Annotated in this window: 23 protein-coding genes; 10 read left to right on the plus strand and 13 right to left on the minus strand. The window is 61.2% G+C overall.

Going from position 1 to position 23887, the window contains the following annotated elements; translation table 11 throughout:
• Nucleotides 1-3: 3 nt before the first annotated feature.
• Together glyS and glyQ are read right to left on the minus strand one after the other, a co-directional pair.
• Nucleotides 4-2058, minus strand: a complete 2055-nt coding sequence (glyS, locus tag PMI35_RS05235; protein ID WP_008064634.1) for a glycine--tRNA ligase subunit beta — start codon at nucleotides 2056-2058, stop codon at nucleotides 4-6.
• Nucleotides 2055-3008, minus strand: coding sequence for a glycine--tRNA ligase subunit alpha (glyQ, locus tag PMI35_RS05230; RefSeq protein WP_003213601.1), 954 nt, complete (start codon nucleotides 3006-3008; stop codon nucleotides 2055-2057). Before glyQ ends, glyS begins: the two co-directional genes overlap by 4 nt.
• 81 nt (nucleotides 3009-3089) lie before the next feature.
• Here glyQ and tag point away from each other — a divergent pair, with 81 nt between their 5' ends.
• Nucleotides 3090-3647 (plus strand): DNA-3-methyladenine glycosylase I, encoded by a 558-nt coding sequence (gene tag, locus PMI35_RS05225; protein WP_008064636.1) that lies wholly within the window; start codon nucleotides 3090-3092, stop codon nucleotides 3645-3647.
• A 40-nt stretch (nucleotides 3648-3687) separates the two neighbouring features.
• Nucleotides 3688-4575, plus strand: coding sequence for a lysophospholipid acyltransferase (locus tag PMI35_RS05220; RefSeq protein WP_008064638.1), 888 nt, complete (start codon nucleotides 3688-3690; stop codon nucleotides 4573-4575).
• 25 nt (nucleotides 4576-4600) lie between these two features.
• Here the strand turns inward: PMI35_RS05220 and PMI35_RS05215 are convergent, their stop codons facing one another.
• From PMI35_RS05215 to def, 5 genes are all read right to left on the minus strand, one after another.
• Nucleotides 4601-4915 (minus strand): tetratricopeptide repeat protein, encoded by a 315-nt coding sequence (locus PMI35_RS05215; protein ID WP_008064640.1) that lies wholly within the window; start codon nucleotides 4913-4915, stop codon nucleotides 4601-4603.
• A 176-nt stretch (nucleotides 4916-5091) separates the two neighbouring features.
• Nucleotides 5092-6465: a Trk system potassium transporter TrkA gene (gene trkA / locus PMI35_RS05210; RefSeq protein ID WP_008064642.1), complete on the minus strand. Its 1374-nt coding sequence runs from the start codon at nucleotides 6463-6465 to the stop codon at nucleotides 5092-5094.
• Nucleotides 6466-6487: 22 nt separating this feature from the next.
• The gene (rsmB, locus tag PMI35_RS05205; protein WP_008064643.1) at nucleotides 6488-7798 is read right to left on the minus strand and encodes a 16S rRNA (cytosine(967)-C(5))-methyltransferase RsmB; all 1311 of its coding nucleotides are present in this window, start codon (nucleotides 7796-7798) and stop codon (nucleotides 6488-6490) included.
• Complete coding sequence (fmt, locus tag PMI35_RS05200; protein WP_008064645.1) at nucleotides 7795-8754, minus strand: methionyl-tRNA formyltransferase; 960 nt, start codon at nucleotides 8752-8754, stop codon at nucleotides 7795-7797. The genes rsmB and fmt overlap by 4 nt, the downstream gene beginning before the upstream one ends.
• Before the next feature lie 69 nt (nucleotides 8755-8823).
• On the minus strand, nucleotides 8824-9330 hold the full coding sequence (gene def, locus PMI35_RS05195; RefSeq protein ID WP_008064647.1) for a peptide deformylase: 507 nt from the start codon (nucleotides 9328-9330) through the stop codon (nucleotides 8824-8826).
• A 175-nt stretch (nucleotides 9331-9505) separates the two neighbouring features.
• On the opposite strand from def, the gene PMI35_RS05190 reads away from it, so the two are divergent.
• From PMI35_RS05190 to PMI35_RS05180, 3 genes are all read left to right on the plus strand, one after another.
• Complete coding sequence (locus tag PMI35_RS05190) at nucleotides 9506-10531, plus strand: LysM peptidoglycan-binding domain-containing protein (protein WP_008064649.1); 1026 nt, start codon at nucleotides 9506-9508, stop codon at nucleotides 10529-10531.
• Nucleotides 10532-10611: 80 nt separating this feature from the next.
• Nucleotides 10612-11718 carry a DNA-processing protein DprA gene (gene dprA, locus PMI35_RS05185; protein ID WP_008064651.1) on the plus strand — a complete coding sequence of 369 codons (1107 nt, stop codon included), beginning with the start codon at nucleotides 10612-10614 and terminating at the stop codon, nucleotides 11716-11718.
• Nucleotides 11719-11772: 54 nt separating this feature from the next.
• Nucleotides 11773-12330: an L-threonylcarbamoyladenylate synthase gene (locus PMI35_RS05180; protein ID WP_008064654.1), complete on the plus strand. Its 558-nt coding sequence runs from the start codon at nucleotides 11773-11775 to the stop codon at nucleotides 12328-12330.
• A 103-nt stretch (nucleotides 12331-12433) separates the two neighbouring features.
• On the opposite strand, the gene PMI35_RS05175 is transcribed toward PMI35_RS05180, so the two are convergent.
• On the minus strand, nucleotides 12434-13411 hold the full coding sequence (locus PMI35_RS05175; protein WP_008064655.1) for an NADPH:quinone reductase: 978 nt from the start codon (nucleotides 13409-13411) through the stop codon (nucleotides 12434-12436).
• 162 nt (nucleotides 13412-13573) lie between these two features.
• Here PMI35_RS05175 and hemF point away from each other — a divergent pair, with 162 nt between their 5' ends.
• Nucleotides 13574-14488, plus strand: a complete 915-nt coding sequence (hemF, locus tag PMI35_RS05170; protein WP_008064657.1) for an oxygen-dependent coproporphyrinogen oxidase — start codon at nucleotides 13574-13576, stop codon at nucleotides 14486-14488.
• Between the two features lie 13 nt (nucleotides 14489-14501).
• The gene (aroE, locus tag PMI35_RS05165) at nucleotides 14502-15323 is read left to right on the plus strand and encodes a shikimate dehydrogenase (protein ID WP_008064660.1); all 822 of its coding nucleotides are present in this window, start codon (nucleotides 14502-14504) and stop codon (nucleotides 15321-15323) included.
• A gap of 81 nt (nucleotides 15324-15404) precedes the next feature.
• On the opposite strand, the gene PMI35_RS05160 is transcribed toward aroE, so the two are convergent.
• The 3 genes from PMI35_RS05160 to betC form a co-directional block, all read right to left on the minus strand.
• Nucleotides 15405-16973, minus strand: coding sequence for a SulP family inorganic anion transporter (locus tag PMI35_RS05160; protein ID WP_008064661.1), 1569 nt, complete (start codon nucleotides 16971-16973; stop codon nucleotides 15405-15407).
• A 141-nt stretch (nucleotides 16974-17114) separates the two neighbouring features.
• Nucleotides 17115-18035, minus strand: coding sequence for a choline ABC transporter substrate-binding protein (choX, locus tag PMI35_RS05155; protein ID WP_008064662.1), 921 nt, complete (start codon nucleotides 18033-18035; stop codon nucleotides 17115-17117).
• A 16-nt stretch (nucleotides 18036-18051) separates the two neighbouring features.
• Nucleotides 18052-19566 (minus strand): choline-sulfatase, encoded by a 1515-nt coding sequence (gene betC / locus PMI35_RS05150; protein WP_008064663.1) that lies wholly within the window; start codon nucleotides 19564-19566, stop codon nucleotides 18052-18054.
• A 114-nt stretch (nucleotides 19567-19680) separates the two neighbouring features.
• Between betC and PMI35_RS05145 the strand changes: the two genes are divergently transcribed.
• Complete coding sequence (locus PMI35_RS05145; RefSeq protein ID WP_008064664.1) at nucleotides 19681-20631, plus strand: choline sulfate utilization transcriptional regulator; 951 nt, start codon at nucleotides 19681-19683, stop codon at nucleotides 20629-20631.
• On the opposite strand, the gene PMI35_RS05140 is transcribed toward PMI35_RS05145, so the two are convergent.
• A complete protein-coding gene (locus tag PMI35_RS05140; protein ID WP_008064665.1) occupies nucleotides 20628-21290 on the minus strand; it encodes an NAD(P)-dependent oxidoreductase in 663 nt (220 codons plus the stop codon). The genes PMI35_RS05145 and PMI35_RS05140 overlap by 4 nt on opposite strands.
• 85 nt (nucleotides 21291-21375) lie before the next feature.
• Between PMI35_RS05140 and PMI35_RS05135 the strand changes: the two genes are divergently transcribed.
• Entirely contained in the window at nucleotides 21376-21702 is a 327-nt protein-coding gene (locus tag PMI35_RS05135; protein WP_008064666.1) for a DOPA 4,5-dioxygenase family protein, read from the plus strand.
• On the opposite strand, the gene PMI35_RS05130 is transcribed toward PMI35_RS05135, so the two are convergent.
• Nucleotides 21703-22104 carry a GFA family protein gene (locus tag PMI35_RS05130; RefSeq protein WP_008064667.1) on the minus strand — a complete coding sequence of 134 codons (402 nt, stop codon included), beginning with the start codon at nucleotides 22102-22104 and terminating at the stop codon, nucleotides 21703-21705.
• Between the two features lie 419 nt (nucleotides 22105-22523).
• On the opposite strand from PMI35_RS05130, the gene PMI35_RS05125 reads away from it, so the two are divergent.
• Nucleotides 22524-23831, plus strand: a complete 1308-nt coding sequence (locus tag PMI35_RS05125; protein ID WP_008064669.1) for a CitMHS family transporter — start codon at nucleotides 22524-22526, stop codon at nucleotides 23829-23831.
• Nucleotides 23832-23887: the final 56 nt, after the last annotated feature.

Genomic DNA, 23887 nt, shown 5'->3' on the forward strand with positions numbered 1-23887 from the left:
GTCTTACCCCAGCAACGAAATATCGGCGACGCCGAGGAACAAGCCACGCAGACGCGCCAGCAGTGCATAACGGTTGGCGCGCACATTGGCGTCTTCCGCGTTGACCATCACTGCTTCGAAGAACGCGTCCACCGGCTCGCGCAAGGCGGCCAGGCGTGCCAGCGATTCGCTGTACTGACGTGCCGCGGCCATAGGCTGGACTGCCTGGTCCGCCTGCTGGATCGCTGAATACAGGGAGAACTCGTTGGCATTGTCGAAGTACTTGGCTTCCACCACGGTCGGCACCGAGCCTTCGACCTTGCTCAGCAAGTTCGATACGCGCTTGTTCACCGCCGCCAGGGCCGCGGCTTCCGGCAACTTGCGGAAGGCCTGTACCGCTTGCACGCGCTGGTCGAAGTCCAGGGCCGAGCCCGGGTTCAAGGCGCGAACCGACAGGTAGGTCGCCACGTCGACGCCTTCATCCTCATAACGGGCACGCAGACGGTCGAAGATGAACTCCAGCACGGCGTCGTTGAGGCCGGCAGCCTTGACCTTGGCACCGAACGCATTCACGGCGAAGGCCACGGCGTCGTTCAGGTCCAGATCCAGCTGTTTCTCGATCAGGATACGCAACACACCCAATGCGGCGCGGCGCAGGGCGTAAGGGTCTTTGCTACCGGTCGGCAGCATGCCGATGCCGAAGATCCCCACGAGGGTGTCGAGCTTGTCGGCGATGGCCACGGCCGCACCGGTCAGGGTGGACGGCAGTTCAGCGCCGGCACCGCGCGGCATGTACTGCTCGTTCAGGGCCAGGGCGACGTCTTGCGGCTCGCCGTCATTGAGGGCGTAGTAGTAGCCGGCGACACCTTGCATCTCCGGGAACTCGCCGACCATTTCGGTGGCCAGGTCGCATTTCGACAGCAAGCCTGCGCGAGCGGCCCACGAAGCGTTGCCGCCAATGCGTGCTGCGATGTAGGCAGCGAGCTTGGAAACGCGTTCGGCCTTGTCGTAGACGCTGCCGAGTTTTTCCTGGAACACCACGTTTTGCAGGCGCTGGTTGAAGTCTTCGAGTTTCTGCTTCTTGTCTTGCTTGAAGAAGAACTCGGCGTCGGTCAGGCGTGGGCGAACCACTTTTTCGTTACCGGCGATGATCTGCTGCGGGTCTTTGCTTTCGATGTTGGCCACGGTAATGAAACGTGGCAGCAACTTGCCTTCGGCATCCAGCAGGCAGAAGTACTTCTGGTTGTCCTGCATGGTGGTGATCAGCGCTTCTTGCGGCACATCGAGGAAACGCTCCTCGAACGAGCACACCAGCGGCACCGGCCATTCGACCAGCGCGGTCACTTCATCGAGCAGGGCTGGCGGAACGATCGCCGTGCCTTCCTGACGGGTGGCCAGCTCTTCGGTGCGCTTGCTGATGATGTCGCGACGCTCGTTGGCGTCGGCCAGCACGTAAGCGGCACGCAGGTCGGCCAGGTAGCTGGACGGCGAACCGATGCGCACGCTTTCCGGGTGGTGGAAGCGGTGACCACGGGAATCGCGGCCGGACTTCTGGGCAAGGATGGTGCAGTCGATGACCTGGTCACCGAGCAGCATTACCAGCCATTGGGTCGGACGCACGAACTCTTCCTTGCGCGCGCCCCAGCGCATGCGCTTCGGAATCGGCAGGTCGTTCAGCGAATCTTCGACGATGGTCGGCAGCAGGCTTGCGGTCGGCTTGCCGGCGATGCTCTGGCTGTAGCGCAGTTTCGGGCCGCTCTGATCGATTTCGCTCAGGTCGACGCCGCACTTTTTGGCAAAGCCCAGTGCCGCTTGAGTCGGGTTGCCTTCGGCATCGAACGCGGCCTGACGTGGCGGGCCGTCGAGGTTGATGCTGCGATCCGGCTGCTGGGTGGCCAGCGAGGTGATCAGCACCGCCAGACGGCGCGGCGCGGCATACACGGTTTTGGTCTCGTAGTTCAGGCCGGCAGCTTGCAGGCCCTTGTCGATACCGGCAAGGAACGCCTCGGCCAGGGTGTTCAGGGCCTTGGGTGGCAGTTCTTCAGTGCCCAATTCAACCAGAAAATCCAGAGCACTCATTGTGCAGCCTCCAGCTTGGCCAGTACTTCGTCACGCAGGTCCGGGGTCGCCATCGGGAAGCCCAGCTTGGCGCGAGCCAGCAGGTAGGCTTGCGCAACGGAACGCGCCAGGGTGCGTACACGCAGGATGTATTGCTGACGCGCGGTTACCGAAATTGCACGGCGCGCATCCAGCAGGTTGAAGGTGTGGGACGCCTTCAACACCATTTCGTAGCTCGGCAACGGCAGCGGCTGGTCGAGTTCGATCAGGCGCTTGGCTTCGCTTTCGTAGAAATCGAACAGTTCGAACAGCTTCTCGACGTTGGCGTGTTCGAAGTTGTAGGTCGACTGTTCCACTTCGTTCTGGTGGAACACGTCGCCGTAGGTCACTTTGCCGAACGGACCGTCAGCCCAGACCAGGTCGTAGACCGAGTCCACGCCTTGCAGGTACATGGCCAGACGCTCGAGGCCGTAGGTGATCTCTCCGGTCACCGGGTAGCATTCGATGCCGCCCGCTTGCTGGAAGTAGGTGAACTGGGTCACTTCCATGCCGTTGAGCCAGACTTCCCAGCCCAGACCCCAGGCGCCGAGGGTCGGCGATTCCCAGTTGTCTTCGACGAAGCGGATGTCATGCACCAATGGGTCCAGGCCCACGTGCTTGAGGGAGCCCAGGTACAGCTCCTGGAAGTTGTCCGGGTTCGGCTTGAGCACTACCTGGAACTGGTAGTAGTGCTGCAGACGGTTCGGGTTTTCGCCGTAGCGGCCGTCAGTCGGGCGACGACTTGGCTGCACATAAGCGGCGTTCCAGGTTTCCGGGCCAATGGCGCGCAGGAATGTTGCGGTGTGGAAAGTGCCGGCGCCTACTTCCATATCGTAGGGCTGAAGTACCACACAACCTTGCTCGGCCCAGTATTGCTGGAGGGCGAGGATCAAGTCTTGGAAGGTACGCACGGCTGGCGTAGGCTGGCTCACGAAATTCACCTGTTTCTTGGGCTGCGATTTAAAGAGCGGGAGTATACCCGATTCGTTGCTGCGCACGCCCCCTGGAGCCCTATGCCACGCTGCTTTTGGTGTACCGAAGATCCGCTGTACATGGCTTATCACGATCAGGAGTGGGGCACGCCGCTACGCGATGCGCAGGCATTGTTCGAGTTGCTTTTGCTCGAAGGGTTCCAGGCCGGCCTTTCCTGGATCACCGTCCTACGCAAACGCGAGCATTATCGCCAGGTGATGTACGGCTTCGACGTGCAGCGCGTGGCGCAGATGAGCGACGCGGAAATCGATGAATTGATGCTCGACCCGGGGATCATCCGCAATCGCCTCAAGCTCAAGGCGGCCCGACGCAATGCCCAGGCCTGGATGGCGCTGGAGGACCCGGTAGGGTTTCTCTGGTCCTTTGTCGGTGGCATGCCGAAGATCAATCATTTCAAGGATCGCAGCGAAGTGCCGGCCATCACGCCCGAGGCGGTGGAGATGAGCAAAGGCTTGAAAAAGGCCGGGTTCACCTTCGTTGGCCCGACCATTTGCTACGCGCTGATGCAGGCTTCGGGCATGGTCATGGACCACACCCGCGATTGCGATCGCTACGCGCAGCTGGTCAACGGCGGTTAGAATAGCCGCCTCGCGCACAGCACAAGATCAGGAGTGACCTGTGGATAAGTTTAAAGGCGCCTTGCTGGTAGGCGCTCTACGGCTGTTTGCCCTGCTGCCGTGGCGGGCAGTACAGGCTGTCGGCTCGGCGATTGGCTGGGTGATGTGGAAAACCCCCAACCGTTCCCGCGACGTGGTGCGGATCAACCTCTCCAAATGCTTTCCGGATATGGATCCTGCCGAACGCGAGCGTCTGGTCGGCCAGAGCCTGAAAGACATTGGCAAGTCCCTGACCGAAAGCGCCTGTGCCTGGATCTGGCCGGCCCAGCGCTCCATCGACCTGGTTCGCGAAGTGGAAGGCCTCGACGTATTGAAAGACGCCCTCGCCTCTGGCAAAGGCGTGGTGGGCATCACCAGTCACCTGGGCAACTGGGAAGTGCTCAACCACTTTTACTGCAGCCAGTGCAAACCGATCATTTTCTATCGTCCGCCAAAATTGAAAGCGGTGGATGAATTGCTGCAAAAGCAACGGGTGCAACTGGGCAACAAGGTGGCCGCTTCCACCAAGGAAGGTATTCTCAGCGTGATCAAGGAAGTGCGCAGGGGTGGTGCAGTGGGCATTCCCGCCGACCCGGAACCGGCAGAATCCGCCGGGATCTTCGTGCCGTTCTTCGCCGTACAGGCGCTGACCAGCAAGTTTGTGCCGAACATGCTCGCCGGTGGCAAAGCGGTTGGCGTGTTCCTGCATGCGCTGCGGCTGCCGGACGGTTCGGGTTACAAGGTGATCCTGGAAGCCGCGCCCGAGGCGATGTACAGCACCGATACCGCCACGTCTTGCGCTGCCATGAGCCAGGTCGTCGAGCGCTATGTACGGGCATATCCGAGCCAGTACATGTGGAGCATGAAGCGCTTCAAGAAGCGTCCTCCGGGTGAAGAACGCTGGTATTGAATCTGTTGGCTTACGCTATCTTCCATCAGTGCGCCTGACGGTCGAGCTTCTTCAGAAACACTGTCATTTCTTTCTCGGCCTGCTTATCGCCGTGGTTTTGGGCGGCTTCCAGGCCTTTCTCCCAGGCTTGTCGCGCCGCTGCAAAATCCGCCAGCGCCAGATGAGCCTTGCCTAACAGCTTCCAGGCAGCCGAGTACTTCGGATCGATCTCGACGCAGCGCTGGAAATGCTCGACTGCCTTGGCGTTATCCCCAAGATCCAGGTAACCCTTGCCCAAGCCGAAGCGCAGCAATGAGTTATCCACACCCTTGGCGAGCATTTTTTCCAGGGATTCGATCATCGGTGGATTCCTTTTTGAAGTTGATCAGGGACAGCGTTGTGTTCTTGAGATTGCTTGCGCGGGCAAGCCCGCTCCCACAGGGTTCTCGGCGGTACACAACTTTTATGTCCACCGGAGATCACTGTGGGAGCTGGCTTGCTCGCGAAGAGGTCCGCCTGGCCACCGCAAATGTCGAATCAGAAAAAACTCAATCCGACATGGAACAGCTTTTCCACATCGCGAATATGCTTTTTATCCACAAGGAACAGAATCACATGGTCGCCGGCGGCGATCACGGTGTCATCGTGCGCGATAATCACCTCTTCATCGCGAATAATGGCGCCAATGGTGGTGCCAGGCGGCAAGCCAATGTTCTCGATGGCCTTGCCGATCACCTTGCTCGACTTCGCATCGCCATGGGCAATGGCCTCGATGGCTTCAGCAGCACCGCGGCGCAACGAGTGCACGCTGACGATATCGCCGCGACGCACGTGAGCCAGCAAGGTGCCAATGGTCGCCAGTTGCGGGCTGATGGCGATGTCGATGTCGCCACCCTGGATCAGGTCGACGTAGGCCGGGTTGTTGATGATGGTCATCACCTTCTTCGCCCCCAGGCGCTTGGCCAGCAGCGATGACATGATGTTGGCTTCGTCATCGTTGGTCAGGGCCAGGAAGATGTCTGCGTCGGCGATGTTCTCTTCCAGCAGCAGGTCACGGTCGGAGGCGCTGCCCTGCAACACCACGGTGCTGTCGAGATTGTCCGAGAGATGGCGGCAGCGTGCCGGGTTCATCTCGATGATCTTCACCTGGTAACGGCTTTCAATGGCTTCGGCCAGACGTTCGCCGATCTGCCCACCGCCAGCGATGACGATGCGCTTGTAAGTCTCGTCGAGACGACGCATTTCACTCATGACCGCGCGAATGTTCGCCCGAGCGGCGATGAAAAACACTTCGTCGTCCGCTTCGATCACCGTATCGCCCTGCGGCAGGATCGGCCGGTCGCGACGGAAAATCGCCGCCACGCGGGTTTCAACATTCGGCATGTGTTCACGCAGCTGGCGCAGTTGCTGACCCACCAGCGGTCCGCCGTAATAGGCCCGCACCGCGACCAGCTGCGCCTTGCCCTCGGCGAAGTCGATCACCTGCAAAGCGCCCGGATGCTGGATCAGGCGCTTGATGTAGTTGGTGACCACTTGCTCGGGGCTGATCAGCACATCCACCGGGATCGCTTCGTTGTCGAACAGTTCGTTGCGGGTCAGGTACGCCGCTTCACGGACGCGGGCGATCTTGGTCGGTGTATGAAACAGGGTGTGGGCAACCTGGCAGGCCACCATGTTGGTTTCATCGCTGCTGGTCACGGCGACCAGCATGTCGGCATCGTCGGCACCGGCCTGGCGCAGGATGCTCGGCAGCGAACCGCGGCCCTGCACCGTGCGGATGTCCAGCCGGTCACCGAGGTCACGCAGGCGTTCGCCATCGGTGTCGACCACGGTAATGTCATTCGCTTCGCTTGCCAGGTGCTCCGCCAGCGAACCGCCGACCTGCCCCGCTCCGAGGATGATGATTTTCATCCAGTCACTCCGTTGAATCCGTTTAACCGCGTGCGGCGGCGATCTTGATCAGCTTGGCGTAGTAGAAACCGTCGTGGCCGCCTTCCTGGGCGAGCAATTGCCGGCCATGGGGCTGTTTGATCCCGGCCGCCGTGGCCAGGTCCAGTTCGCGGGCGCCCGGGGTGCGAGCGAGGAAAGCCTCGATCACTTCGGTATTCTCGGTCGGCAGCGTGGAACAGGTGGCGTAGAGCAGGATGCCGCCGACTTCCAGTGTCATCCACAGGGCGTCCAGCAGTTCGCCTTGCAGCAATGCCAGCGCGGCAATGTCATCGGCTTGGCGAGTCAGCTTGATGTCCGGGTGACGGCGAATCACGCCGGTGGCCGAGCACGGTGCATCGAGGAGGATGCGCTGGAACGGTTTGCCGTCCCACCAGGTGGCGGTGTCGCGGCCGTCGGCGGCGATCAGTTCGGCACTCAGTTTCAGGCGTTCGAGGTTCTCGCGTACCCGCACCAGGCGCTTGGCTTCGAGGTCCACCGCGACGACGCCGGCCAGCTTGGGTTCGGCTTCGAGGATGTGGCAGGTCTTGCCACCGGGTGCACAGCAAGCGTCGAGCACGCGTTGGCCCGGCGCCAGGTCCAGCAAATCGGCAGCCAGTTGTGCCGCTTCGTCCTGCACGCTGATCCAGCCTTCGGCGAAGCCTGGCAGGCTGCGCACGTCGGCGGCTGCCTCGAGGATGATCCCGTCGCGGCTGTAAACGCATGCACTGGCGGCGATACCCGCTTCACCGAGAAGGCCAAGGTAGGCCTCGCGGCTGTGATGACGGCGGTTGACCCGCAGGATCATCGGCGGGTGCGCGTTATTCGCCGTGCAAATGGCTTCCCACTGCTCGGGCCAGAAGGCTTTGAGCGACTTTTGCAGCCAGCGCGGGTGAGCGGTACGCACGACGGGGTCGTGTTCCAGCTCGACCAGCAACGTTTCACTTTCCCGTTGCGCGCGGCGCAGTACCGCATTGAGCAAGGCCTTGGCCCAGGGCTTTTTCAGCTTGTCGGCGCAACCCACGGTTTCGCCGATCGCGGCGTGGGGCGGGACGCGGGTGTAGAGCAGTTGGTAGAGACCGACCAGCAACAGCGCTTCGACATCGGCGTCGGCCGCCTTGAACGGTTTCTGCAGCAGCTTGGCCGCCAGCGCCGACAAGCGCGGCTGCCAGCGAGCGGTGCCAAACGCCAGATCCTGAGTGAAGCCGCGATCACGGTCTTCGACCTTGTCCAGTTGCGTCGGCAGTGAACTGTTGAGCGAAGCTTTGCCGTTCAGGACAGCGGCGAGTGCCTTGGCGGCGGCCAGACGCGGGTTCATTGAGCGTCCACCGCTTGACCGAGGACGGTGCCGATGGCGAATTTCTCACGACGGCTGTTGAACAGGTCGCTGAAGTTCAGCGCCTTGCCACCGGGCAATTGCAGGCGGGTCAGGCACAGGGCCTGCTGACCGCAGGCAACGATCAGCCCGTCCTTGCTGGCGCCGAGGATTTCCCCCGGTGCGCCCTGCCCTTCGGCCAGGTTCGCCGCCAGCACTTTCAACGCTTCGCCGTTCAGCGTGCTGTGGGTGATCGGCCAAGGGTTGAAGGCGCGAACCAGACGCTCCAGCTCAACCGCTGGCCGCGACCAGTCGATGCGCGCCTCGTCTTTGTTCAATTTGTGGGCGTATGTGGCCAGGCTGTCGTCCTGCACTTCACCTTCCAGCGTTCCGGCGGCGAGGCCGGCAATCGCCTGGATTACGGCGGGCGGACCCATTTCGGCCAGGCGGTCATGCAGGCTGCCACCGGTGTCCTGAGCGCTGATCGGCGTGACGACTTTGAGCAGCATCGGCCCGGTGTCGAGGCCGGCTTCCATGCGCATCACCGTCACGCCGCTTTCGCTGTCGCCAGCTTCGACGGCGCGCTGGATCGGCGCCGCACCGCGCCAGCGAGGCAGCAGGGAGGCGTGGCTGTTGATGCAGCCCAGGCGCGGAATATCCAGTACCACCTGCGGCAGGATCAGGCCGTAGGCAACCACCACCATCAAGTCCGGCTTCAGTGCGGCCAATTCGGCCTGGGCGTCGGCATTGCGCAAGGTCGGGGGTTGCAACACCACGATATTGTTTTCAAGGGCCAGTTGCTTGACCGGGCTCGGCATCAGCTTTTGCCCACGCCCTGCCGGACGATCCGGCTGGGTGTAGACCGCAACGATCTCGTAAGGGCTGTCGAGCAGGGCCTTGAGGTGTTCGGCGGCGAATTCCGGGGTGCCGGCAAAGACAATGCGCAGTGGCTCAGTCATGAAAGCTCTCGATTACAAAGCATCTTGAAAAGAAAAAGGCTTGCCGCAGCAAGCCTTTGAAGAGGGGCATCAAGCGTTCTGGCGGTGAAGTTTTTCCAGTTTCTTCTTGATACGGTCGCGTTTGAGCGTGGACAGGTAGTCGACGAACAATTTGCCGTTGAGGTGGTCGCATTCGTGCTGGATGCAAACGGCGAGCAGGCCTTCGGCGATCAGTTCGTAAGGCTGGCCATCGCGGTCCAGGGCCTTGACCTTGACCTTCTGCGGGCGATCGACGTTTTCGTAGAAACCCGGCACCGAGAGGCAGCCTTCCTGGTATTGCTCCATCTCGTCGGTCAGGGGCTCGAACTCGGGGTTGATGAACACCCGCGGTTCGGTGCGGTCTTCGGAGAGGTCCATCACGACGATACGTTTGTGCACGTTGACCTGGGTCGCGGCGAGGCCGATGCCTGGCGCTTCATACATTGTTTCAAACATATCATCGACCAGCTGACGCACTTCGTCGTCCACTACGGTCACTGTCTTGGCGATCGTACGCAGGCGAGGGTCAGGGAATTCGAGGATGTTTAAAATGGCCATAAGCTCTGATTACTGCACGTGTGAAGTAAAGTCGGGTCGATGGCCTGGGCGCTCCGAAGAAGATGCAGGCTACCGTTGTAAAACGTAGCTCCCTTCTTTTCATAAGCAAGCCGGGAGCGAGCCACCGAGGGCTCTGGCGTTTCACGCGAATGCACATAATAAAGGGATTCATCGCATGAGGAAATCACTACTCGCCTTGCTGCTTCTGGCCTCGGCTGGTTTTGCGCACGCGCAAGTGCAGCTTCGGGAGGGTTTTCCACAGCAGTACACCGTGGCAACGGGCGACACACTCTGGGACATATCGGGAAAATACCTGCGTGACCCGTGGCAGTGGCCGCAACTCTGGCAGGCCAATCCACAGGTTGAAAATCCCGATCTCATCTACCCCGGCGACACGCTATCGCTGGTCTACGTCAACGGCCAGCCGCGCCTGACCCTCAATCGCGGCGCCTCACGCGGCACCATCAAACTTTCACCCCGGGTGCGCAGCAATCCGGTGGCCGACGCCATCCCGAGCATCCCGCTGAAAGCGATCAACAGTTTTTTGTTGAGCAACCGCATCGTCGACAAGGCCGAGGAGTTCGACAAGGCGCCTTATATCGTTGCCGGTGATGCCGAGCGCGTACTCAGCGGCACCGGCGACCGCATCTTCGCCCGCGGCCACTTCGACCCGGCCCAGCCGGTGTACGGCATCTTCCGCCAGGGCAAGGTCTACACCGATCCGCAGACCCAGGAGTTCCTGGGCATCAACGCCGATGACATTGGCGGTGGCGAGATCGTCGCCACCGAAGGCGACGTAGCGACCCTGGCGCTGCAACGCACGACCCAGGAGGTGCGCCTCGGCGACCGCCTGTTCAGCGGCGAGGAACACTCGATCAATTCGACCTTCATGCCCAGCGCACCCGGCACCCAGGTCAACGGCCTGATTATCGATGTGCCGCGCGGGGTCACGCAGATCGGTGCGCTGGACGTGGTCACCTTGAACAAGGGGCAACGCGACGGCGTGGCCGAAGGAAATGTCCTGGCGGTGATGAAAACCGGCGAAACCGTGCGCGACCGGATCACCGGCCAGCCCTTGAAAATTCCGGATGAACGCGCCGGCCTGCTGATGGTTTTTCGCACCTACGACAAGCTCAGCTATGGGTTGGTGCTCAATGCCTCACGTTCTTTGGCCGTGCTGGACAAGGTGCAGAATCCTTAGCTCACTTCACAAGTTACCAACAGAGTTATCCACAGCTTATTCCCGTTTCGATGGGTGCTCATAACGATCAAGGATGATCCATGTCGATACCAGCTTTTACATCGCTTTCCCCTGCGGAACTGGAAGCGCGCCTACGTCTGCACCGCCTGCCGGAACTTGGCCCGGCGCGTTTCAGGAAATTGCTGGAAGCCTTCGGTTCGGCGTCCAAGGCCATCAGCGCACCGGCCAGTGCATGGCGAGCGTTGGGCTTGCCGCAGGTGTGTGGGGAGGCCAGGCGCGCCCCTGAAGTTCGTGACGGTGCCAGCCACGCATTGGCCTGGATAGAGCGCCAGGACCAGCATTTACTGATGTGGGACCAGCCCGACTACCCGGCACTGCTGGCGCAAATCAGCGACGCGCCGCCGTTGCTGTTCGTGGCGGGCGACCCGCAGATCCTGGAAAAACCGCAATTGGCGATGGTCGGCAGCCGTCGTGCTTCTCGGCCAGGCATGGACACCGCCGCCGCGTTTTCCCGCAGCCTGGCCGGTGCCGGGTTCGTCATCACCAGCGGTCTGGCCCTGGGAATCGATGCCGCCGCGCATCAGGCGGCGCTAGATGTCGGCGGGCGAACGGTGGGGGTACTTGGCACGGGGCTTGAAAACTTTTATCCACAGCGCAATCGGCGGCTGGCGGACGCCATGATCGCGTCGGGCAGCGCGGTGCTCTCGGAGTTTCCGCTGGACGCCGCTCCTAGCGCCGCCAACTTTCCCCGACGCAACCGGATCATCAGCGGATTGTCCCTGGGCGTGCTGGTGGTCGAAGCCAGCGTTGCCAGTGGTTCGTTGATCACGGCCAGGCTGGCGGCGGAACAGGGGCGCGAGGTGTATGCGATTCCAGGGTCGATTCATCATCCTGGCGCTCGCGGTTGCCATCAGTTGATCCGCGACGGCGCCGTGCTGGTGGAAACCATCGAGCATATCCTCGAAGCCCTGCGTGGCTGGCAGCAGCTGCCGTTTTCCACAGAAACACCCGCGGCTGCAACGAGTCATCCGCTGCTGAAGCTGCTCCATGCCAGCCCCCACACCAGTGAAGCGCTGGCCGATGCCAGCGGTTGGACCTTGCCCAAGGTCCTGGCGACGTTGACGGAGCTGGAAATGGACGGCCGCGCTGTCTGCGAAAACGGGCGCTGGTTTGCGCGGGTAAGCTAGGTTTTACAAGGAAGAAAGGTAAACTGCGCAGAGCCTTATTCTGGAGAGTTTTTCATGGTCAACAGTTGGCGTGTGCAGCAAGCCGCACGAGCAATTCGCGCAGGGGCGGTGATTGCCTACCCAACCGAAGCAGTCTGGGGCCTGGGTTGCGACCCGTGGGATGAAGAGGCAGTGGATCGTTTGCTGCTGATCAAGGGTCGGTCCGTGGACAAGGGCCTGATCCTGGTGGCCGACAATATCCGCCAGTTCGACTTCCTCTTCGAAGACTTCCCCGAGCTGTGGATGGACCGCATGGCCAGTACCTGGCCGGGGCCGAACACCTGGCTGGTGCCGCATCAGAACATGTTGCCGGAGTGGATTACCGGCGTGCATGAAACGGTGGCGTTGCGGGTCAGCGATCACCCGCAGGTACGGGATTTGTGCGCACTGGTCGGGCCGCTGGTGTCGACCTCCGCCAACCCTCAGGGCCGGCCGGCGGCGCGCACGCGGATTCGCGTGGAGCAGTATTTCCGGGGTCAGGTTGATCTGGTGTTGGGTGGGAACCTGGGTGGGCGCAAGAACCCGAGTGTTATTCGGGATCTGGCGACCGGGCATGTTGTGCGCCCGGACTGATACCGCGTCGTCCCCAATCGCTGGCAAGCCAGCTCCCACAGGGTTTTGGTCGTTCACATTATTTGTATACGACGCGGGAGCTGGCTTGCCAGCGAAGGCGTCCTCAAGGCAACAAAATCACCGACCCGGTCGTACGCCGCGCCGACAACTCGGTCTGCGCCTTCGCTGCGTCAGCCAGTGGATAACGCTGGCTGATGTCCACGGTCAGCTTGCCGCTGATGATCATCTCGAACAACTCATCGGCCATGCGCTGCAGGTTCTCGGCGTTGTTGGCGTAGGTCGCCAGCGTCGGCCGGGTGACGTACAGCGAGCCTTTACCCGCCAGAATCCCCAGGTTCACCCCGTCCACCGCCCCGGATGCATTGCCGAAGCTCACAACCAGCCCACGGGGGGCCGCGCAGTCGAGAGAAGTCAGCCAGGTGTCCTTGCCGACGCCGTCGTACACCACCGGGACTTTTTTGCCGTCGGTCAATTCCAGTACGCGCTGTGCGACGTTTTCATGGCTGTAGTCGATGGTCGCCCAGGCACCATTGGCCTTGGCCAGTGCGGCTTTCTGCGCCGAGCTCACGGTGCCGATCAACTTCACGCCCAAGGCCCTGGCCCATTGGCAGGCCAGGGAACCGACACCACCGGCAGCGGCGTGGAACAGGATGGTTTCGCCACCCTTGAGTTCATAGGTCTGGCGCAGCAGATATTGCACGGTCAGGCCCTTGAGCATCACCCCGGCGGCCTGTTCGAAACTGATGGCGTCCGGAAGGTGCACCAGGTTGGCCTCGGGCAAGACGTGAGCCTCGCTGTAGGCACCCAACGGGCCGCTGCCGTATGCCACGCGATCGCCGACCTTGAACCGGGTCACTTCGCTGCCAACGGCCTCGACCACGCCCGCGCCTTCCGAACCGACACCCGATGGCAGGGACGGTGGCGGATAGAGGCCGCTGCGGTAATAGGTGTCGATGAAGTTCAGGCCGATGGCCTTGTTGGTCACGCGGACCTGCTGCGGGCCGGGTTCGGCGGGCTGGTAATCCACATACTCGAGCACTTCGGGACCACCATGGGCACGGAACTGGATACGCTTTGCCACCTGCACTCTCCTGAGATCGTTTTACCAAGCGCCCTATCGGACTCCTAAGCGTGATCTGCGTCAACTGCGACGAGCGCTTCGGCGGTGGTATGCTACGCGCCCATTTGCGCCAGCCCGCTCCAATGGAGCGTCGCGTAGCTTTGCCCGATCCAAGGTGATGCCATGACTACCCGCACCGAGGCCGTAAAAGCCTACCTGCTCGACCTGCAAGACCGTATTTGTGCTGCCCTGGAGGCCGAAGACGGCGGCACGCGCTTCGTCGAAGACGCCTGGACCCGGCCTGCCGGCGGTGGCGGACGCACACGCGTGGTCGAAAATGGCGCGGTCATCGAAAAGGGCGGCGTCAACTTTTCCCACGTCTTCGGCAGCGGTTTGCCACCGTCGGCCAGCGCCCATCGGCCGGAACTGGCCGGGCGTGGCTTCGAGGCCCTGGGCGTGTCGCTGGTGATCCACCCGCACAACCCGCATGTACCGACCTCCCACGCCAACGTGCGGTTTTTCATCGCCGAAAAAGAAGGTGAAGAGCCGGTCTGGTGGTTTGGCGGCGGCTTTGACCTGACGCCGTACTACGGCAATGAAGAAGATTGCGTGCACTGGCACCGCGTCGCCGAGCAGGCCTGTGCGCCGTTCGGTGCGGACGTCTACCCGCGTTACAAGGCCTGGTGCGACAGCTACTTCCACATCAAGCATCGCCACGAACCCCGAGGCATCGGCGGCTTGTTTTTCGATGACCTGAACGAGTGGGATTTCGACACCAGCTTCGCTTTCATGCGTGCCATCGGCGACGCCTACATCGAGGCGTACCTGCCGATCGTGCAGCGTCGCAAAAACGACGCTTATACCGCCAAGCAGCGGGAGTTCCAGGAGTTCCGTCGTGGCCGTTACGTCGAGTTCAACCTGGTCTACGACCGTGGCACCCTGTTCGGCCTGCAGTCGGGTGGACGTACCGAGTCGATCCTCATGTCGCTGCCACCGCAAGTACGCTGGGGTTACGACTGGAAAGCCGAGCCTGGCAGCGAAGAAGCACGCCTGACTGAATATTTCCTGCAAGACCGCGATTGGTTGGCCAAGGCCTGAACGAGGAATCCAGATGGACCGTTACGTCGTATTCGGTAACCCGATTGGCCACAGCAAATCGCCGTTGATTCATCGTCTGTTCGCCGAGCAGACCGGGCAGAAACTCGACTACAGCACTTCGCTGGCGCCGCTCGATGATTTTTCCGGCTGTGCCCGGGCGTTTTTCCTCGAAGGCCGTGGCGCGAATGTGACGGTACCGTTCAAGGAAGACGCTTATCGCCTGGCCGACAGCCTGACGGCGCGGGCGCAACGGGCCGGTGCGGTCAATACCCTGAGCAAACTGGACGATGGCAGCCTGCTGGGCGATAACACCGACGGTGCGGGTCTGGTGCGGGACCTGACGGTCAATGCCGGTTTCAGCCTCAAGGGCAAGCGCATCCTGCTGCTCGGTGCCGGCGGCGCAGTGCGCGGTGCGCTGGAACCGTTGTTGGCAGAGCAGCCGGCGTCGGTGGTCATTGCCAACCGTACGGTGGACAAGGCCGAGTTGCTGGCCGAACTGTTCTGCGACCTGGGCCCGGTATCGGCCAGTGGTTATGACTGGCTGCAAGAGTCGGTAGACCTGATCATCAACGCCACGTCCGCGAGCCTGTCAGGCGATGTCCCGCCGATTGCCAGCAGCCTGATCGAACCGGGCAAGACCCTTTGCTACGACATGATGTACGGCAAGGAGCCGACCTCGTTTTGCCGTTGGGCCAGCGAACATGGCGCGGCGGTGTCGATGGATGGGCTGGGGATGTTGGCCGAGCAGGCGGCGGAAGCCTTCTTCCTGTGGCGCGGAGTGCGCCCGGATACGGCGCCGGTGCTGGCCGAGCTTCGTCGACAACTGGCCCTTTAAAATCAAAAGATCGCAGCCTTCGGCAGCTCCTACAGGGTGAGCGCAATCCCCATGTAGGAGCTGCCGAAGGCTGCGATCTTTTTAATCCTCAAACCGGATCGGGCATTTCTCTGCCCCTTCCAGCTTCCTCAATTCATCCACCACCTGCGGCCGTGCCCGGCGCAGGGTCAGGCTGCGGTCCTGGCGCAGCAGCCGCCGCGCTTCCTGATGCAGCATCTCAACCCCCGAATAGTCGATGAAGTTGATTTGCTGCGCCTCGATCACCACCCGAGCACCGTGCATTCGTTGCAGGCGAACCTGCAGGTAATGGCTGGCGCCGAAAAAGATCGAGCCGCCGACCCGCAGAATGTCTTCATCGCCGTCGCGTAAATGCTGCACGCGGGGTTGCGAGGTGCGCTTGAGGTAAAAGAACAGCGACGCCAGCACCCCGGCGTAGATCGCCGTCTGCAGTTCCAGCAGCAGCGTGGCGATGCAGGTCAGGCCCATGACCACGAACTCGGCGCGGCTGACCCGCAACAGCGCACGAATGCCACGATGATCCACCAGGCCCCAGGCGATCAGCAAAATGCTGCCGGCCATGGCCGGGATGGGGATATGTGCGATCAGGCTGGCGCCGAAGATTGCGAACAACGCCACCCATAAGGCCGAAAAGACGCCGGCCAATGGCGAACACGCCCCCGCTTCGTAGCTTAGGCCTGAGCGGGTGAAGGAGCCGGCCGAGAGTGATCCGGAGAAAAACGCGCCGACGATGTTGGACAAGCCTTGGGCGCGGACTTCCTGATTGGCGTCGAGCAACTGCTGCGAGCGCGCCGACAGCGAACGGGCAATCGACAGACTGGTGACCAGCCCGAGCATGCCGACCGCCACGGCACTGGGCAGCAGGCGCAGGATCAGGTCGAGGTCCAGTGGCAGCGGACTCAAGGGCGGCAACTTGCCGATAAAGGCGCTCACCAGTTTTACGTGACCGAACATCGAGGGCCACAGCCAGACCAGCAGCGCACCCAACACCAGCGTAATCAACAGCGTCGGCCAGCGCGGCAAGCACAACTTGAGGATCACGCCGACCACGACGGTGGCCAAGCCGAGCATGAGCGAAGGCTTATCCACTTCACCCAGGTGTCTGGTCAATGTGATGAAACTGTCCAGTGCGGTGGCCTGGCTGGGCAGGTCGAGCCCCAGCAGGTTGGGCAACTGGCCGACGGCAATCACCACCGCCGCGCCGAGGGTGAAGCCAAGCACCACTGAATGAGAGACGAAATTGACCAGCGCACCAAAACGCAGCAACCCCAGCAGCCACTGGAAAATCCCGGCCAGGAGGGTCAGCAAAAGGATCACGGTGACGTAGTCCTGCGTCGCCGGAACGGCGAGGGGACTGACGCTGGCGTACAGGACGATGGAAATGGCCGCCGTCGGACCGCAGATCAAATGCCACGACGAACCCCACAGACAAGCGATCAACACCGGGATGATCGCCGCATACAAGCCGTATTCCGGTGGAAGGCCGGCAATCAGTGCGTAAGCGATGGATTGCGGCAACGCGAGAATCGCGCCACTGAGGCCGACGATCAGGTCACGACCGACGCTGGCGCGGGTTTGCCGGGGCAACCATGTGAGGAATGGGAAGAGTGAATGGCGGCTGGGAAGGGCCATGGGTCCTCTCGGGTTGGGTGTTTGCGCAAGAGTATCAGCACCAGACATTGTGGGAGCGAGCCTGCTCGCGATTGGGGTGTGTCAGCCGATACAAATGTCGGATCTGATGGCCTCATCGCGAGCAGGCTCGCTCCCACAGTTTTAGAGCTTGGCTTTTACTGCCGGCAACGCATCCTTGCCATCCACGGTCTTCACGCCATCGAGCCACTTGTCCAGAACGGCCGGGTTAGCCTTGATCCACGCCTTGGCCGCATCGGTATTGCTGACTTTCTTGTTCACCACCTCGGCCATGATGCTGTTCTCCATTTCCTGAGTGAAGCTCAGGTTGGTGAGCAGCTTGCCGACGTTCGGGCAGGCCTGTGCATAACCTTTGCGGGTCAGGGTGTGGACGCTGCCGGTGTCACCGAAGTATTTCTCGCCGCCCTTCAGATAATGCATTTTCAGCTGCACATTCATCGGGTGCGGCGTCCAACCGAGGAAGGTCACGAACTTCTGCTTCTTCACTGCGCGGGACACTTCCGCGAGCATGGCCTGCTCGCTGGATTCGACCAGTTTCCACTGACCCATGTCGAAATCATTTTTCTTGATGATCTCTTGCAGCGAAATGTTTGCCGGTGCGCCAGACCCGATGCCATAGATCTTGTGGTCGAACTTGTCGGCGTACTTGTTCAGGTCGGCAAAGTTATGCACACCCGCATCCCAGACATAGTCCGGGACAGCGAGGGTGAACTCGGTGCCATCGAGGTTCTTCGCCAGTTGCGTGACGTCGCCGGTGGCGACGAACTTGTCATAGAAACCCTGCTGCGCCGGCATCCAGTTGCCGAGGAAGACATCCACCTGGCCGTCCTTGAGCCCGCCAAAGGTGATCGGCACCGCGAGGGTGTCGACCTTGGCCTTGTAGCCCATGCCGTCCAGCAGAAACCCGGTGATGGCGTTGGTCGCGGCGATGTCGCTCCAGCCCGGGTCGGCCATTTTCACCGTCTCGCAACTCTGATCGGCATACACCGATGCACTGCCAAGGGCCAGGAGCCCGACCGTCAGTACTGTGGATAACCTTTGCATGGACTTCCCCTTAACATTATTGGTTTTGGCAGGGTTGTGGATAACGTGCTTTGCGCTCCAGATCGTCGAGGTCGATGTGATTGCGCATGTACTGCTGACTGGCGTCCACCAGTGGCTGGTGATCCCAGCTCTTCAGCTTGCCGATGGTCAGGGCCTCGGCGACGAAACGCCGGCGCCGCTGGCTCGCGAGCACCTGTTGGTGGATCGCCGGAATGTCCCATTTAGCCCGCGCTTCCGCGAGAAAATCGTCGAACAGCTGGCGATGTTGCGGCGACTGGCTGAGTTCTTCCAGCTCCCGCGGGTCATTGTGTACATCGAAGAGTAGGCAAGGGTCGTCTTCGCTGTAGATGAATTTGTAAGCGCCACGGCGAATCATCATCAAGGGACCGATAGTGCCTTCGGCCATGTACTCGCCGAACACTTCATCGTGACCGCCCTGCCCTTGCAGGTGCGCAACCAGCGAACGGCCATCGAGCGGCAAGCCCGGTTCAAGAGAGCCGCCGGCCAGTTCTACAAAGGTCGGCAACAGGTCGGCGGTGGATACTGATGCGCTGACCCGGCTGGCGCCGAATTGCCCTGGCGCACTTATCAACAGCGGCACGCGAGCAGCCATTTCGTACCAGTGCATTTTGTACCAGAGGCCACGTTCGCCGAGCATGTCGCCATGGTCGCCGGAGAAGACGATGATGGTGTCATCGATCAGCCCGGTATCCTCGAGGGTTTGCAGGAGTTTGCCGACGTTGCTGTCGATATAGCTGCACGCACCGAAGTAGGCGCGGCGCGCGTCACGGATTTTATCCACAGGCAGGGGTTTGTCCCACAGGTCATAGACCTTGAGTAATCGTTGGGCGTGCGGATCGAGTTCGTGTTGATCCGGTGTTTCCGGCAACGGGATGTCGGCGTCGTCGTACAGGTCCCAGAACGCCTTGGGAATGGTGTACGGGTCGTGGGGGTGAGTCATCGAGACCGTCAGGCAAAACGGCTGGTCGCCATCCTCGCGAATGTGGTCGAACAGGTACTGCTGAGCCTTGAACACCACCTCTTCGTCGAAATCCAGTTGGTTGGTGCGCACACAGGGGCCTGCCTGCAATACCGACGACATGTTGTGGTACCAGGTCGGACGCACGTCCGGTTCGTCCCAGTTAACCGCCCAGCCGTAGTCGGCCGGGTAGATATCGCTGGTCAGGCGTTCTTCATAGCCATGCAGCTGGTCCGGACCACAGAAATGCATCTTGCCCGACAGCGCGGTGCGGTAGCCGAGGCGTCGCAGGTAATGGGCATAAGTCGGCACATCGGCAGGGAAATCCGCCGCGTTGTCATAGGCACCGATCTTGCTCGGCAACTGGCCGCTGACCAGGGTAAAACGCGAAGGCGCGCACAACGGGCTGTTGCAGTAAGCGCTGTCGAACACCACGCCCTCGGCGGCGAGGCGGCTCAGATTAGGTAGCTTGATGGGCGAAGGACCGTAGAACGGCAACATTGGCGCGGCCATTTGATCGGCCATGATGAAAAGAATGTTCTTGCGCTTCATGTGATCGCGGCATTCCATAGTGGATGTTTATGCGAGAGTGCTGGGACCGAGGATGTAACCCCCACACTTTGCGGTAAAGCCCATGGCCGACAATGACTAGGATAACTACAGCTTATGTATGAGGCGCTTGGTGACCTTTCCCTGGATCTGCTCCGCGCTTTTGAATCGGCGGCGCGCCAGCGCAGCTTCACGGCGGCGGCGAACGAGCTGGGCACCACGCAGCCGGCCGTGAGCCAACAGATCAAGCGACTGGAGGAGCAGTTGGGGACTCGATTGTTCGACCGCATCTATCGCGGCATCGAACTGACCGAGGCGGGGGCCATTCTTTTCGAGCAGGTTCAGCTCGGTTTGCAGAATATCGAGGCAGGATTGAGTGCGATCAGCGCGCAACAACAGCATGAAGTGCTACAGGTCGCCACCGATTTCGCCTTTGCCGCCTATTGGCTGATGCCTCGGTTGCACCGCTTTCACGCGGCCAATCCACAGGTCGACGTCAGCTTGGTGACCAGTGAACGCAGCCATAACATGCTGCGCAGCGATATCGATGTGGCGGTGCTGTTCGGCGATGGCCGCTTCAAGCAGGGCGAGAGCCATTGGCTGTTCAGTGAGGAAGTATTCCCGGTGTGCAGCCCGCAGTTGTTGAATGATCGTGCCCTGCCCTTGCCTGCCCGATCCTTGCTGGAATTTCCGCTCTTGCACCTGCGGGGCGAGAACAGCAGTCACTGGTTTGACTGGAGCGGGGTCTTCCGCGAGTTGGGCATCACCTCGCCCCCGGCTCCGGGCCAATTGCGTTTCGACAATTACACCTTGCTGATTCAGGCCGCCATTGGCGGTCAGGGCGTGGCTATTGGCTGGCGGCACCTTGTGGATAACTTGCTGGCACAAGGTTTGTTGTGTCGGCCGATTGCCGAAACGGTGATCTCCAGGCTGGGTTATTACGTGGTCTTGCCGCAGCGTAAACGGCGTGGCGCCCTGATTCAGCAGTTTGTCGATTGGCTGATGACTGAGCAGGCCAGTAGTGCGCAATCGTTGAACGGGATGGCGCTGCCCTCCATTGCGGTTTAGCTGTCGGTCGCGACGAAATTGACGTGCTCGCCGATATGCAAGTTCAAGTGCAGCTCATCGGCGATCCCTACCGCCGTGCGGGCAAGGCGTGCCAGCGGCTCGGCCAGCCCCGGCTCCAGGTTGCCGCCGATTTGACTGAAATGCTCAATGGTCAGCCCCGGCACTCCGCGGGGGGCGTTCACCATCGTCCAATGCAAGGGGCTGCTTTGTAGCGCTTCGCGGATTTCTTCGGCGGCGTGGCGTTGCAACCCGTCCTCGAACTCCGGATCGTCCAGGATCTCGAAATCGCCCACTAGAAACAACCGGGCGATGCCCGCCGCGTGCATGCCATCGATCAATGCATCCACTGCCAGCACCTGCTCTACCGGGCCGGGCACGATGTTTTTTTCCACGTGTTCACTGTTGAATGGCAACCCTGGTGCATCCAGCAAACAGATAACCACCGAACTGCCGGCTACGCTTTGCTTCACACGCTGGGCATCGAACAGGTCGCCGGTCTTCGTGCGCAAACCCGGGCGTGGCGCCAGCGCCGTCAAGTCATCGAGAATGGCGATCACTTCATGTTGGCGCCGCAACATTTCAGCCATCAGCGCACTGCCCAGGCTACTCATGGCACCATAAAGCACCACTTTCACCACCGGGGTCTCGGCATTTTTCATGGCTGAACTCCCTTGTTTGCCTTCCTGTATGGCATTTGACCTGCAGGAAACGGTGAGGGTTCGACTCGGTTTTAGAGGGATTCAGATGCAACGGATCAAGGGCTACCACGCCCACGTCTATTTCGATGCCAGCACCATCGACCAGGCGCGGGCCCTGTGTGAGCAAGCCGCACAATTGTTCCCGCTGAAAATGGGCCGGGTGCACGAACGCCCTGTCGGACCGCACCCGGACTGGAGCTGCCAACTGGCATTCGGCCCCGAGCTGATCGGGGATGTGCTGCCGTGGTTGGCGCTCAACCGCAAGGGACTGGTGGTGTTCCTGCACCCGGACACCGGCAACGATCTGCTGGATCACAGCGAGCACGCGATCTGGATGGGCGCGATTCGGCCGCTGGATCTGTCTATTTTCTGATCAGAGTGTTTCTTCGGCTTCGCCCGGCAAGTGCTCATCCAGGTGCAGCCACGGCAGGCGGCTGTCGGTCCAGATGTGGCGTTCGGCCGGGGCCTGCTCGGGATGGTCGAGGGTAGCGATGGTCAAGTCGATACTGTCCGGGCTCAGGTGGGTCACCAATGCCAGCTGCGCCCCACAGTTACCGCAGAAATAGCGCGCGCCGGTTGGCGAAGAGTCGTATCGTGCCGGTTTTCCCGCCAGCCATTGAAAGGCCGATGCCTGCACGGTGATCCAGGTGGTCACGATCCCACCGCTGACCCGCCGGCAAATAGAGCAATGGCAATGGGCGATATCGTGCAAAGGCCCGCTGAATTGATAGCGCAGTTGCCCGCAGTGGCAGCCGCCTGTATGAAAGTCGACCATACCTATTCCTCCTGATGCGTTTTCACTGACGCCATCGCGAGCAGGCTCGCTCCCACAGGGGATCTGTGCCGTACACAAAATCAGTGTAGGAGCGACCCTGCTCGCGAAGGACACAACCCGGTTTCCCTCCCTGCCCCGGTCCGACGACCGGTTGCACATCCGGTCAATGCTTTCATCGGCGAAAGCTGGCTGAAAGCTTCCCCGATTAGGATCGCCCTCACTGCCGGCAATAGACCGGCTGGCTAATGCGAGTGTTCGATTGCTCGCCCGGCCCATTTAACAACAACAATGGTGACCCTGATGTCCTCTTCTATCCGCCGCTTCGCTGCAACTCCGCCCGTACGCCTCGTGCTTCCCGTTCTGCGCTGATCCCGTCCGATCCGCCCATTCCCTAGCCGCGCTACGCCTGGAGTATTCCCATGCTGACTTTCCTTGGCTTCGCCATGGTCATCACGTTCATGTTCCTGATCATGACCAAGCGCCTGTCCGCGTTGATCGCCCTGATCATCATCCCGATCGTTTTCGCCCTGTTCGGCGGTTTCGGCCCGAAAATCGGCCCGATGATGCTCGAAGGCATTACCAAGCTCGCGCCGACCGGTGTGATGCTGATGTTCGCGATCCTGTACTTCGCCCTGATGATCGACTCCGGCCTGTTCGACCCGGCCGTGCGCAAGATCCTCAAAATGGTCAAGGGCGATCCGTTGAAAGTGTCGGTGGGTACCGCCGTACTGGCGCTCGTCGTTTCCCTCGATGGTGACGGCGCGACCACCTACATGATCTGCGTGGCCGCCATGCTGCCGCTCTACAGCCGTATCGGCATGAGCCCGCGGATCATGGCCGGCTTGATCATCCTCGCCGGAGGCGTGATGAACATGACTCCGTGGGGTGGCCCGACCGCCCGTGCCGCCAGTGCGCTGCACGTCGACCCGTCGGCCATCTTCGTCCCGATGGTTCCAGCGATGGCGGCCGGTGTCCTGGCCATCCTTGCCATTGCCTACTTCTACGGCAAACGTGAACGTGCGCGCCTGGGTGAATTGCACCTGGTGGGCGATGAGATCGATCACAGCGAGATCACCGTCTCGCAATTCCCGGATGCCCGTCGTCCGAACTTGATCTGGTTCAATGGCGCCCTGACCCTGGGCCTGATGTGCACCCTGATCGCCGGTCTATTGCCGCTGCCGGTGCTGTTCATGGTGGCATTCAGTATTGCAATGATCGTCAACTACCCGTGCCTGCAACAGCAGAAGGACCGCGTCGCGGCCCACGCCGGTAGCGTGCTGGCGGTGGTCGGGCTGATCTTTGCCGCGGGCATCTTCACCGGTATCCTGTCGGGCACCGGTATGGTCGATGCCATGTCGAAAAGCCTGCTGTCGGTGATTCCGGATTTCCTCGGCCCATACCTGGCAGTGATCACGGCGTTGGTGAGCATGCCGTTCACCTTCTTCATGTCGAATGATGCATTTTATTACGGCGTGTTACCGGTACTTGCCGAAGCCGCCAGCCATTACGGTATAACCGCGGTGGAAATGGCACGTGCCTCGATCGTCGGTCAACCCGTCCACTTGTTGAGCCCGTTGGTACCATCGACTTACCTGTTGGTGGCCCTGGCCGGTATCGATTTTGGTGATCACCAGCGCTTCACCCTGAAGTGGGCAGTGCTGGTTTGCATGTGCATACTGGTTGCTGCATTGCTGATGGGGATTTTTCCGCTGTTCAGCACTCTATAAGCCCAAGACTCACCATTTCGGGTCCAGGCTTCGCGGTTTGAAGTCGGGGCCCTTTT

This window comes from Pseudomonas sp. GM78 (assembly GCF_000282475.1).
GTDB lineage: Bacteria > Pseudomonadota > Gammaproteobacteria > Pseudomonadales > Pseudomonadaceae > Aquipseudomonas.